This is a genomic window from Streptomyces sp. NPDC020845 (genome assembly GCF_044334165.1).
Classification (GTDB): Bacteria; Actinomycetota; Actinomycetes; order Streptomycetales; family Streptomycetaceae; genus Streptomyces.
Genome location: NZ_JBIRSJ010000050.1, coordinates 1 through 12,911, shown reverse-complemented (window position 1 = coordinate 12,911; position 12,911 = coordinate 1). Strand labels below are relative to the sequence as shown.

7 protein-coding genes are annotated in these 12,911 nt (G+C 75.8%); all 7 read right to left on the bottom strand.

What is annotated here, in order from left to right; translation table 11 throughout:
* Window positions 1–1,810: type I polyketide synthase (locus ACH4U7_RS52525; RefSeq protein ID WP_398534842.1), on the bottom strand; the 1,810-nt coding region annotated here is incomplete at its 3' end.
* A 1-nt stretch (window position 1,811) separates the two neighbouring features.
* On the bottom strand, window positions 1,812–2,699 hold the full coding sequence (locus ACH4U7_RS52520; RefSeq protein WP_398534841.1) for an alpha/beta fold hydrolase: 888 nt from the start codon (window positions 2,697–2,699) through the stop codon (window positions 1,812–1,814).
* Between the two features lie 39 nt (window positions 2,700–2,738).
* Window positions 2,739–3,062, bottom strand: coding sequence for an acyl carrier protein (locus ACH4U7_RS52515; RefSeq protein ID WP_319701138.1), 324 nt, complete (start codon window positions 3,060–3,062; stop codon window positions 2,739–2,741).
* A gap of 46 nt (window positions 3,063–3,108) precedes the next feature.
* Window positions 3,109–7,023, bottom strand: coding sequence for a type I polyketide synthase (locus tag ACH4U7_RS52510; RefSeq protein ID WP_398534840.1), 3,915 nt, complete (start codon window positions 7,021–7,023; stop codon window positions 3,109–3,111).
* Window positions 7,013–8,467, bottom strand: a complete 1,455-nt coding sequence (locus ACH4U7_RS52505; RefSeq protein ID WP_319701136.1) for an FAD-dependent monooxygenase — start codon at window positions 8,465–8,467, stop codon at window positions 7,013–7,015. The genes ACH4U7_RS52510 and ACH4U7_RS52505 overlap by 11 nt, the downstream gene beginning before the upstream one ends.
* A 131-nt stretch (window positions 8,468–8,598) precedes the next feature.
* Window positions 8,599–9,516 (bottom strand): nuclear transport factor 2 family protein, encoded by a 918-nt coding sequence (locus tag ACH4U7_RS52500; protein WP_398534839.1) that lies wholly within the window; start codon window positions 9,514–9,516, stop codon window positions 8,599–8,601.
* A gap of 30 nt (window positions 9,517–9,546) precedes the next feature.
* The gene (locus ACH4U7_RS52495; protein ID WP_398534843.1) at window positions 9,547–12,903 is read right to left on the bottom strand and encodes an acyltransferase domain-containing protein; all 3,357 of its coding nucleotides are present in this window, start codon (window positions 12,901–12,903) and stop codon (window positions 9,547–9,549) included.
* Window positions 12,904–12,911 lie beyond the last annotated feature (8 nt).

Below are 12,911 nucleotides of genomic sequence, written 5' to 3'. Positions count from 1 at the left end.
CCTCGTCGAACGCCTCCGCGAAGACCGGGAAACGCGCGTACAACCCCGCCCCCATACCAGGGCGCTGACTCCCCTGACCCGAGAACAGGAACACCCGCCACCCGGGCGCCGGGGCCGCACCCTTCAGGCGGGTGAGCGCCGGATGGTCCTCGCCGGCCGCCAGCGCGGCCAGCCCGTCCCGCAGCGTCCCGGGGTCCCGGCCGGTGACCACCGCCCGGTCGTCCAGCACCGCCCGGGAGGTGGCCAGCGACCAGCCGACCGCCGCCGCGTCGGCGCCGGCCACGGCCTCGGCGTCGAGGAGCCGCCGGGCCTGGCCGCGCAGCGCCTCGGCGCCGCTCGCCGACAGCACCCACGGCGTGACCCGCTCCCCCGGCGGCTCCCCGTCCTCGCCCGACGCGGGCGGTTCGGGTTCGGGTTCGGGGGCCTCTTCGAGGATCGCGTGCGCGTTGGTGCCGGAGAAGCCGAACGCCGACACCCCGGCGCGGCGCGGGCGTTCGCCGGTGCGGGGCCAGTCCCTCGGCTCCTGGAGCAGCCGGACGGCGCCCGACGCCCAGTCCACGTGCGGCGTCGGCTCCTCGGTGTGCAGCGAGCGCGGCAGCCGCTCGTGCCGCAGAGCCATGACCATCTTCATCAGGCCCGCCACCCCGGCGGCGACCTGGGTGTGACCGATGTTGGACTTGACCGAGCCCAGCCACACCGGCCGGTCCTCGCCCGGCCGGTCCTGACCGTACGTCGCCAGCAGCGCCTGCGCCTCGATCGGGTCGCCCAGGCTCGTGCCCGTCCCGTGGGCCTCGACCGCGTCCACGTCACCGGGCGCGAGGCGGGCGTTGGCCAGCGCCTGCCGGATGACGCGCTGCTGCGAGGGGCCGTTGGGCGCGGTCAGGCCGTTGCTCGCGCCGTCCTCGTTGACCGCCGAGCCGCGGATGACGGCCAGCACCCGGTGGCCGTTGCGCTGCGCCTCCGACAGCCGCTCCAGCACCACCACCGCGGAGCCCTCGGCCAGCGCCATGCCGTCCGCGCCCGCCGCGAACGCCTTGGAACGCCCGTCCGGCGCCAGGGCGCGCAGCTCGCTGAAGCCGAGGAGCGGCGCCGGGGAGGACATGACGTACACGCCGCCGGACAGCGCCAGGGACACCTCGTTCTGCCGCAGCGCCTGGCACGCCAGGTGGATCGCGACCAGCGAGGAGGAGCAGGCGGTGTCCAGCGTCACCGCCGCGCCCTCGAGTCCGAGGGTGTACGCGACGCGCCCGGCGACGACGCTGGGCGAGTTGCCGGTCGTCAGGTAGCCCGCCGCGTCCTCGGGCACCTCGGCGGCGTTGAGGACGTAGTCCAGGCCGTCGCAGCCGAGGTACGTGCCGGTGCTGGTGGAGCGCAGCGCGTGGGGGTCGATGCGGGCGTGCTCGATGGCCTCCCAGGACAGTTCGAGCGCGAGCCGCTGCTGCGGGGCCATGGCGACCGCCTCGCGCGGGCTGATCCCGAAGAAGCCCGCGTCGAAGCCGGCCGCGTCGGTGGTGAAGCCGCCCCTGCGGACGTACGCGGTGCCCGGGTGGCCGGGCTCCGGGTCGTAGAGGGCGTCGAGGTCCCAGCCGCGGTCGGTGGGGAGGTCGCCGGTGCCGTCGCGCCCGGCGTCGACCAGTTCCCACAGCTCCTCGGGGGAGCGCACGCCGCCGGGGAAGCGGCAGCTCATGCCGATGATGGCGATGGGCTCGTGGCTGGCGTACTCGGTGTCCTTCAGCCGGTGCTGTGCCTCGCGCAGGTCGGCGGTGACGCGCTTGAGGTAGTCCAGGAGCTTCTTCTCGTCGTTTGCCATGTCAGGACCGTTCCGGCAGGGGCTCGTCCAGGGACTTGGAGTCCTCCACGGTGCGGGCGAGGTCGAGGAGGTCCCCGGCCAGACGCTCGGGGTCGTCGGCGTGGAGGTTGTGGTCGGCGTCGAGATACCAGCGGGACTCCGCGTGCGGTATCGCGGCCTCGGCCTTCGCCACCCACCGCCGCACGTTGGTGCTCCACCAGCTCTCCTGCGGCGGCAGGGCGTTGAGGAAGAGGACGGGCACGGTGACGCCGGGGTACCAGCGGGCCGGCGGGTCCTCGCACATGCTGTGGAAGACCGGCAGGAAACGCTGCAGCGGCAGCCGCTGCACGAGCAGGCCGTCCGGACCCTCCACCATGTCGGCGAGGCTCGCCTCGATGGCGGCGTCCGCCCACGTCGGGTGGAGGCCGCGCAGCATCAGCCGCATGCCGTCCCGGGTGGTGCCGGTGGCGTCGGGGCGCCGCAGCTGCGCGTGCTCGGCGTACCCCGCGAAGCCGGGGATGCTGGCGAAGTCGACCCAGCCGCCGTCCACCAGGCCCAGGCCGGCGCACAGCCCGGGGTTCTGGGCCAGGGCCCGCACCGCGAGGTTGCCGCCCCAGGAGTGCCCGGCGATCAGGGGTTCCTTCAGTCCCAGCTCGCGGCAGAGGGTCACGATGTCGGCCACGGCGGTGGCGTTGTCGTAGCCGTGTTCCGGCGTGTCGGAGCCGCCGTGCCCGCGCATGTCGGCGGCGTAGGCGGGGTGGCCGGCGGCGGCGAGCCGGTCGGCCACCTCGTCCCACATCCGGGCGTTGGACCCCAGCCCGTGGAGGAGCAGGAACGGCCGGCCGTCCTCGCCTGGCCGGTACCGCACGTTCAGCTTCACTCCGTCGTCTACGGGTACGGACAGCTCCATCTGTCTCCTAGGGGGATGAGGGTGGCCGGCCGGACAGCTCTAGCTCGCGTCCGCCTCGTACGTCTCGGCGAGGAACTTGCCGAGCAGGGTCGCGGTCGGGTGCTCGACGATGGCGACGAGCGGGACTTCGATGCCGGTGTCGTCCATCAGCTGCTTGGACAGCTGCAGGGCGGACAGCGAGGTCAGGCCGTTGTCCAGGAAGCTCGACTCCTCGTCCATCGCGGGGACGTCGAGGACCTCGGCGACGCGGCGGAGCACCTGCTGCCGCAGCAGCTGCTGGCGCTCGTCCGCCGTGGCCGACGCCAGCCGCGCGATCAGGTCGTTGTTCTCGCTGGACTCGGTCGAGTTGGTGGTGGGTTCCACGGGTGTGCCTCTCTCGGTGTCGGGTCGTGATGGGTTCGGCAGGGGGTCAGGCGGGCGGCTGCGGTGCCGTCAGGTGGTCGTGGTCGTGGTGGGCCACGGGCCGGTGAGGCGCCCGTTCCCCGTCGAGGTCGGCGTACAGGACGCTGGCCGCCGGTCCGGTGCCGGCGGACGCGGCCGCCTGCCGCAGTGCCTCGGCCGCCGCTTCGGCGGGCAGCCCCTGGACGCCCAGGCTCAGCGAGACGGCGGGCACGCCACGGGAGCGGGCCACGCCGGCGAGGGCGTCGAGGTGGGCGTGGGCGGCGCCGCCCTGGCCGCCGCGGCCGGGCCCGGGGTTGGCGGCCAGCAGGCCGGCGGCGGAGGTGCACAGCACCAGGGCGGACAGCGTGCGGTCCTCGGCGAGCGCGCAGAGGCGGGCGGCGACGGCGACGTCCTGCGGCCAGGCGCCGTCGGTTCCCGCCGCCAGGACAGGGCCCAGGTGCACGGCGGCGGTCAGCGGGTGCCGCTCGGGGAGGCCGGCGACGAGGCGGTCCAGGGCGGCACGGTCGGCGAGCCCGGCCGCGGGCACGACCGTGGCGGTGACGCCCTGGGCGGCGAGTTCGGCGATCAGGTCGGGGGACGGGTCCGTGTCGGCGCCGGTGAGGAGCAGGTGCGCGGCGCCCGCGTCGGCGAGCCGGCGCGCGGCGTGGCCGCCGAGGGTCGTGTCGGCGCCGGTGAGGAGCACGGTGCCGGTCAATCGCCCGGCGCCGGGCTCGGCGGGGGCGTGGCGTACCAGGCGGCGGGCGTAGCGGCCGTCGACGCGTACGGCGACCTCGCGTTCGCCGTCCTCGCCGCCCGCCGCCAGGGTCGCGGCGAGCCAGCGGCCGGTGCGGTCGTCGAACCGGCCGGGCAGGTCGACCAGGCCGTCGCCGCCCGCGTGCCACAGCTGGGCCTGCGCGGGGCGGGGCGGCGCGCCGGAGGAGCGGGCGGCGACCGCGCCACGGGTGGCGATCCACAGCGGGGCGGGGTCCTTGGAGGCGGCCAGGGCGGCGGCGAGGGCTTCGGTGGGGGCGAGGTGGGGGGCCTCGGCCGCCGGGTAGGGGGTCGCGTCCCCGGCGGCGTCCGTGCCGGGGTCCTGGTCGTCGAGGGCGAGGAGGGACAGCACGCCGGCGGCGGGGCCGAGGGCGAGTGCCTCGCCCAGCCGGGCCGCCGGCGCGGCGCCGTCGTCCGGCGTTCCGTCCGCCTTCGACTCGATGACCGCGACCTCGGCGCCGTGGCGGCGCAGCGCGGTGGCGACGGCGTCGGCGAGGTCGCCGGGCGGGGAGACCAGCAGCCACCGGCCGGTCAGGCGGGGCGCGGGCACGTCGGGCAGGGCCTGCCAGGCGACGCGGTACCAGTGCGGGGCGGCGGCGTTGCCCGTACGCCGCCGGGGAGCGGCCTCGTCGTGCAGCCAGTACCGGCTGCGCTGGAAGGGGTAGGTCGGCAGCGGCACGGCGGTGCCGGTGGCGGTGTCGAGGAGTGCGCCCCAGGCGACGGCGGTGCCGGTGGCGTGCAGGCGGGCCAGGGCGTGCGTCAGGCCGCGGACGGCGGGCTGTCCCGGTGGGGCGACGGCCAGCCGCAGCGGCGGGCGGCGGCCGGGGCGGGTGGCGGGCGCGAGGGCGGGCAGCGCCCGCTCCGAGCCGAGTTCGAGGAGGGCCGCGAGGTCGCCGCCGGCCGCGCCGAGTTCCACGGGGGTGGCGTCATCGGGTGTCCGCGTGGCGGCGCCGAGGTGGGCGGCCCACTCCTCGGCGGTGGTGACGCGCTCTCCGGTGAGGCCGCTGATCACCGGTGTCGCCTGCCGCCCGGCGGCGAGCGCGGCGGCCGTCCGCTCGGTGTCCTCGGCGAGCAGCAGGCGGCAGGCCTCCGGCAGGTCGACGGTCCCGGCCGCCAGCGCGGCCTCGATCGCCCCGTCCGGGAAGCTGATCACGGCGCCTGGGTGGATGCCGGCGGTCGCCAGCAGGCGGACGAGTCCGGCCCGCAGCGCGAAGCGCCGGGCGCGGCGGTGGCCGGCGTCCTGGCCGAGTTGCCCGGCCGCCTCCTCGAAGGCGGCGGCGAACGCCGGGAAGGCGTCGCGGAGTTCGGCGATGCCGTCGTCGGCCCCGACGTCGTCGGTGTCGGCGCCGAGGACGAACGCGGTGCCGCCCATGGTGGCGGTGACCGGTCCGTCGGAGGTGACCAGCGCCGGGTGGCCGGCCCCCGTGGCGAGGGCGTCGAGCCCGGCGAGCAGTTCGTCGCGGTCCGCGCCGGCCACGGTGGCGCGGTGCTCGAAGACCGACCGGGTGGTGGCCAGCGACCGGCCGACGGCGGCCGGGGAGGCGCCGTCGCCTGCGGCCATGAGGTCGGCCACGGCCCGCGCCTGGCAGCGCAGCGCCTCCGCGCTCCGCGCGGACAGCACCAGCGGCACGACGCCGCGGAGGCCGGTCCCGGCGACCGGCTCCAGCGACTCCTCCGGTTCCGGCGCCTCGACGGCATCCGCCCTGCCCGTGGCTGCCGGACCCGCGCTCACCTGCGCCACGGGTCGCCCGGCGGCGGTGGCTTTGCCGGCTTCGCCGGCCTGCGCGGCGGGCGGCTCCTCCAGCACCACGTGGGCGTTGGTGCCCGAGGCGCTGAACGCCGAGATCCCGCAGCGGCGAGGCCGCTCGCCGCGCGGCCAGCCGACGCGTTCGGTCAGCAGCCGCACCGCGCCGGAGGACCAGGAAACCTGGGGCGAGGGCCGGCCGATGTTGAGGGTGGCGGGCAGCGTCTCGTGCCGGAGCGCCATGATCATCTTGATGATGCCGGCGACCCCGGCGGCGGCCTGCGTGTGCCCGATGTGCGGCTTGATGGTGCCCAGCCACACCGGCCGGCCGTCCTCCCCCCGCTCCTGCCCGTAGGTGGCGAGCGTCGCCTGGGCCTCGATCAGGTCACCCATGGCCGTGCCGGTGCCGTGCCCTTCGACGGCGTCCACGTCGCCGGGCGCGAGCCCGGCGTCGTCCAGCGCGGCCCGGATGACGCGCTGCCGCGACGGCCCGCTGGGCGCCGAAAGACCGGTGCTCTGGCCGTCCTGGTTGACCGCCGAGCCACGGATGACGCCCAGGATCCGGCGCCCGTCGCGCCGCGCGTCCCGCAGCCGCTGCAGGAGCAGCATCCCCGCGCCCTCGCCGTAGACCATGCCGTCGGAGGCGTCGGAGAACGGCTTGCAGCGGCCGTCGGGCGCCATCATCCCCGGGCCGGTGGCCGACAGGGCGATGGGCGCCGGGGTGTACAGCAGCCCGACGCCGCCCGCCAGCGCCATGCCGCACTCGCCGCGCCGCAGTGCGGTGCACGCGAGGTGGGCGGCGACCAGCGCCGAGGAGCAGCCGGTGTCGAGCGAGACGGCCGCGCCCTGCAGCCCGAACGAGAACGCCAGCCGCCCGGAGGCGAGGCTGCCTGCGGCCCCGTTGCCGAGGTAGCCGAGCAGGTCGGGCGGGATGCTCTCCAGGCCGGCGGCGTAGCCGTGGGCGGTGGCGCCGGCGTAGACGGCGGTGTCGGTGTCGCGCAGCCGCGTCGGGTCGATCCCGGCGTTCTCGATGGCCTCCCACGCCACCTCGAGCAGCGCCCGCTGCTGCGGCTCGGTCGCCAGCGCCTGCCGGGCGTTCATCCCGAAGAAGGTGGCATCGAAGTCGAAAACGTCCTCGATGAAGCCGCCGAGCTGCGGGTAGGGCGGCGGCGTCCAGCCGGGTTCGTGCACGTCGTCGAGGTCCCAGCCGCGGTCGGCGGGGAAGCTGGTGATGGCGTCCTGGTCGCCGTCGACCAGCGTCCACAGCTCGTCAGGGGTGCGCACACCGCCGGGGAAGCGGCACGCCATGCCGACGATCGCGATCGGCTCGCGGCGTTCCTCCTCCAGCTCGCGCACCCGGGTCTGTGCCTGGAGCAGCTCGGCCGTCGTCCACTTCAGGTACTCGACGAGCTTCTCGTCATTCGCCATCGGCGAGCACGCCCTTCGCCCCGACGCGGGACGGCTTGAGACCGACCATCTCCAGCTCGCCGGGGCGGAACGGCGGCTCGGTCAACTCCGGGAAGCTGGCGTCGCTGTTCAGCAGCGAGAGGAAGCTGGTGCTGCCCATGGCGGCCTGCGTGGCGCGCAGCGCCAGCACGTCGGTGACGAGCTCGCAGACCTTCGGCGAGCGGATCGACTTCTTGGACACGAAGTCGGAGAACCGCAGTCGCTCGGCGGTGTCCGGGCCGTTCAGCCGCGGATCGGTGGAGTGGTTGCGGCAGTTGACAAACTGGATGTCCTTCAGGCCCGCCATGACCCACGGGTCGTCCACGACCTCGCTCAGCGCCCGCTGGACCTGCCGGGTACCGCCCTCGGCGAAGCCGCCGCCGGACAGCTGGCGGTCCAGGGCCTCGGCGCCGCGCGCCGCCGCACTCATGCCGTGGCCGTAGATCGGGTTGAACGCGGCGAGCGAGTCGCCGATGATCAGCAGGCCTTCCGGCCACTGCGGCATCCGCTCCGGGTACAGGCGGCGGTTGGCGCCCGAGCGCGACTGGAAGATCGAGCCGATGGGCTCGGCGACGCCCATGAGGTCGCTGACGATCGGGTGGCGCAGCGTCTTGGCGAAGCCGTTGAACTCGTCCTCGTGGGTGGGCAGCGAGGCGCCGCGCGTGGCGGTGAGGGTGACCAGCCAGCGCCCGCCCTCCTGCGGGTAGACCACGCCGAACCGGCCGGGCTGCCGCATGAGGTGGTCGGCGGCGACGTTGACGGGCGGGAAGCCGCCGCCCGCGCCGTCGGGCGCCTTGAACATGCGGGTGGCGTAGCCGATGCCGGCGTCCACCACGTCCTGCTCGACGCTCGGCAGGCCGAGGGCGGCCAGCCACGGCCCGAGGCGCGAGGCGCGGCCCGTGGCGTCCACCACCAGGTCCGCCTCGATCAGCTCGGGTGCGCCGCCGCTCGCCACGTCCCGTACGAGGACGCCGGTGACCCGCTCCTTGCCGCCGGCCAGCTCGACCACCTCGGTGCCCTGCCTGACGCGTATCCGGCCGTCGGCGAGGATCGCCTGGCGGACCGTCCAGTCCAGCAGCGGGCGCGTGCACATGATGGCGAACGCCGTCGACGGGAAGCGGTACTGCCAGCCGGACGCGGTGAGGGTCACCAGGTCGCGCTGGAAGCCGATGCGGCGCGCGCCGGCCGCCAGGAGGCGGTCGATGGTGCCGGGCAGGAAGCCGTCGGCGATGGTGGCGCCGCTGGACCACAGGATGTGGACGTGGCGGGCCTGCGGCTGTCCCTTGCGGTGCTCGGGCCCGTCGGGGAGGATGTCGCGCTCCACCACGGTCACGTCGGCGAGGTGACGGGACAGCACATGGGCCGTGAGCATGCCGGTCCATCCGCCGCCCAGCACGACGGCGCGTTTCGGAGTGGTCAATGGCACTTGTCAGTCCCTTCGATCAAACGGAACTCGCCGGCGCGGACATCGCTTTTCACGTCGTCGCCTCGGAACCCTTCACGAGGGTGCCGCGAACTGCTTAAGCGGGCCTTTCCGATGCCGGCGAGGGCGTGCGGCTATTCCGTGGCACGGGCCAGGGGTTCGGGAGTTGCCTCGGGCGTTGTGTCGCGGGCCGGAAGGACGCCCATCGTCACGTCGGTCAGTCCCCAGTACGCGCGGACGTGGACGCCGAGGCCGTCCTCGTTCATCTCGCTGATCGCGATGATGCAGGAGCTCATCTCCTGCGGCAGGTGGAGCCGCACGTCGGTCGCGGTGACGACGAGGGGCCCCTCCATCGCGGTGACGGAGCGGCTCGGGACCTCGCAGACCCCGGCGTGGGCCGCCCAGTGCAGGTGTTCGCGCAGGGCCTGCCGGCCGTGGAGCGTCGTGCGGCCCACCGGGTCCTCGAAGACGACGTCCTCGGTGAACAGTTCGGCGACGCGGTCGACCTCGCCGTCGTTGAGGAGGTCGGTGTAGTTGCGCGTCATCTGCCGCAGCGCCACCTCGCCGGGCGACAGCTTCTCAGGGCCGGCGTAGGAGCCGGGCGAACCGTCGGACGAGGTCTCCAGGTCGCCGCGGCCGAAGAAGCCCTGCATGTCCTCGATGAGGCCGGACGCGCCGACGTGCAGCAGCATCGCGGAGTGGCAGCGGAGTCTGGCGGGCTCGGGTCCTGGCCCGGTGGGGGCGGGCAGCCAGCCGCGTTCGGCGTACAGCGGGCCGAGCGGCCCGTAGTCCATCTCGGCGGTGAGGCGGGTCAGGACGCTCCTGCCGTCGTGGCCGACGGTCGAGTTCTCGATGGTCTCCCGGGTGCCGGCGGCGACGGCGGGCTCGAAGTGCGCGCGCAGCGCCTGGTGTCCGGCCTGGCGTCCCGAGCCGACGGGGTCCTCGAACGTGGCGTCGGCCGCGTACAGCTCGAGGAGCGCGTCGATGTCGCCCGCGCTGAGGCGGCGGCTGTGCTCGATGGCGACCTTCTTGCGGGCCCGCTCGGTGAGCATGGCGTGTCCTCCCTGTGCCGCTGGGTGCGGCTAGATTCCGGCGCCCTTGCCGAGCCGGGTGTCGATGAAGTCGAGAATCTCGTCGGCCGTGGCGCCCTGGATCCGGTCGGTGGCCGCGGCGCCGTCCCCGCCGGCGTCGCCCGGTCCGGCCAGCTTCGAGGTGGTCTTGCGCAGCCGGCCGAGCAGCTGCGCGCGGGCGGCCTCGTCCGCCGCGACGGCCAGCAGGCCGCGCTCCAGCCGGTCGATCTCCGCCAGCAGCGGGGCGAGCGGATCGGTCTCCTGCGGGGCGAGTTCGGCGTGCAGGTGGCGCGCGAGCGCGCTGGGGTGGGGGTTGTCGAAGACGAGGGTGGGCGGCAGCCGCAGGCCGGTGGCGGAGGCGAGGCGGTCGCGCAGCTCGACGGCGGTGAGCGAGTCGATGCCGATGTCGAGGAAGCCGCGTTCCGGCTCGATCCGGCTCGGGTCGGACTCACCGAGTACGGCCGCTGCCTGCGCGCGGACGAAGTTGACCAGGACGCGGTGCTGTTCCGCCTCCGGGAGCCCGGCGAGCTGGGCCTCCCAGTCGGTGGGCTGCGCGGCGGACGCGGTCCTGGCGGCCGGGCGGGCGGCGGCCAGGGAACGCAGCGCTGCGGGCAGCGTCTCGGGCGCGCGTCCGGACAGCGTGCGGGCGTCGACCCGCGCGGCGACCAGGTGCGGGCTCCCCTGCCGCACGGCGGCGTCGAACAGCGCCGGGAGCTGGCGCGCGGTCAGCGGGCGGACGCCGAAGCGGGCGGCGCCGCCGCGGCGGGCGTCGTACGCCGCAGCGCCTGCTTCGGCATCCGCCGCCCACGGGCCCCAGGCGAGGGCGAGCCCCTGCCCGCCGTCGGCGCGGCGCTGTGCCATGAGGGCGGCGAGGTAGGCCTCCGAGGCGGCCACGGCGGGGTCGCCGGGGTCGCCGAGGAGGGGCGCGGCGTGGGTGAACACGGCGAAGAGCGCGAGGGGCAGCCCGGCGGTGGCCAGGTGCAGCTCCCGCGCGGCGGCGGCGCCGCGCCACCCCGCGTCCCGGGGCGCGTGGAGGACGCCGGTGAGCGGGTGCCGCGGGTCGATGCCGGCGAGGAGCGCGGCGACGGCGGCGGCGTCCGTGAGGTCCGCCTCGGCCACGGTGACCTCGGCGCCCGCCTCGGTCAGGCGGGAGACGAGTCCGCTCGCGCCGCCGGACTCCGGTGGCACGGCCAGCAGCAGGCGCCTGGCCTGCCCGGTCCGCACCAGGTGCTCGGCGACCAGCTCGGCCGGCGTGCCGGGGCCCGCGCCGATCAGCACGGTGCCTCCCCCAGCTACCGCTGGGAGGTGCCCCCATGCGTTGACCGGCTCGGCGGCGGGCTCGGCAGGCTCGGCGGGAGCGCGTACGCCCGCGAGCCGGGGCGCGAGGATCTTCCCGTCCCGCACGGCGAGTTCGGGCTCGCCGGAGGCCAGCGCCCGGGTGAGTGTCGTCTCGTCGGGTGTGGTGTCGTCGAGGTCGAGGAGGACGAAGCGGTCCTGGTGCTCGGCCTGGAGCCCGCGGATTGCCCCCCACGCCCCTGCCCCGGCCGGGGACGCGGCCCGGCCGTCAGGGGCGACGATGACCAGGCGGGAGGCGGCGAGGGCGTCCCGCGCCAGCCAGTCCGCCGCCAGGTCGAGCGTGTGCCGCGCCGCGTCCAGGGCGTCGGCCCCGGGCTCGTCGGGGAACGGCGGCAGGCCGGTGAGGACGACCGGCGGTGCCGGGCTCTGGCTCTCCTTGGCGGCGGCCGTGAGGGCGTCCAGACCGGGGTACCTGGGCACCTCGGCCAGCGCGTCCGCGAGGGTGTCCGCCAACGGGCCGTCGAGCACCGCCCAGTCGCGAGGCGCCGGCGCCTCCGCGCCGCCCGCCGCCTCCGGGAGCGGCACCAGGTCGAGGGCGTACAGCCCGCGCGTGCCGCCGGCCGCTCCGGCGCTCATCTGCCGCCCCACCGAGGGCCGCAGCACCACGGAGCGCACGCTCAGGACCGGCGTTCCCACGGCGTCGGCGACGATCACCCGCAGCTGCCGCGACGCCTGGCCCGGGGCGGCGGCGTCGGCGCTGTCATCGCCGCTGAGCATGACCCGGATCGTGGTCGCCCCGACCGCGTGCAGCGACACACCGGTCCACGCGAAGGGCATCCAGACCTGCGCCTGCGCCTGTTCCTGTTCCTGCTCCTCGCCTTCCTCGCCCGCGAGGAGCAGCAGCGGGTGCAGCACGGCGTCGAGCAGCGCGGGGTGGATGCCGAACTGGGAGGCGCCGTCACCGGCGTCGGGCGGCAGCGCCACGTCCGCGTACAGCCGCCCGGCGTGCGACCAGGCGGCCCGCAGGCCCTGGAACGCCGGACCGTAGGCGAACCCGGCGGCGGCGGCACGCCCGTAGCAGTCGGTCACGTCCAGCGGCCTGGCGCCCGGCGGCGGCCACTGCCCGGCCAGCGCCTCGGGCGCTGCCGTCTCGGAGCTCAGCGTCCCCGTCGCGTGGCACACCCACTCCTCGACACCGCCGGCCACGCCGTCGTCGGGCGCGGAGTAGACCCCCACCTCGCGGGCGCCGCCGGCGGTCGCGGGCCCGACCGACACCTGGACGCGCAGGCCCTCGGTCTCGTCGAGCACGACGGGCGTGTGAAGGACGAGTTCGTCGATGGCGGTGCAGCCGACCTCGTCGGCCGCGCGCAGCAACCACTCCGTGATCACGGAGGCGGGCAGCAGTACGGTGCCGGCGACCTCGTGTTCGCGCAGCCATCCGGAGCGGGGGCTGGCGGGCAGGCGGCCGGTCAGGATCAGGCCGCCGTCGGCCGTTCCGACCGCCGCCGACAGCAGCCCGTGCGCCACGGGGCGCATCCCGGCGGTGGCGACGTCGCCCTGCGCCCGCGCGGGCGCGGGCCAGTACCGCTGTCGCTGGAAGGCGTAGGTGGGCAGGTCGAGCAGGGGCGGCGGCGGACCGTCCGGGTCCGCGCCGAGCCAGGCGCTCCAGTCCACCGGCAGTCCGGCGGTGAACGCCTGGCCGAGGGCGCGGGCGAGCTGCGCGGGGCCGCCCTGGTCGCGCTGGAGCGTGGGGACCACCACCGCGGAGACGCCGAGGGCCTCGGTCGTCTCCCGTACGCCGACGGCGAGGACGGGGTGCGGGCTTGCCTCGATCAACACCCGATAGCCGTCCGCGAGGACAGCCTCGACGGCGGTGGAGAAACGCACCTGATGACGCAGGTTGTCCACCCAGTACGCGGCGGTCAGCGTCGAGGTCTCAATCCGCCCGCCCGTCAGCGAGGAGTAAAACGCCACACCCGTCTCCGTCGGCGTGACCTCCCCCAACAGCGCCATCAGATCGTCGGCGATCTCATCCACCTGCGGACCATGCGACGCGTAGTCCACATCAATCACCCGCGCCC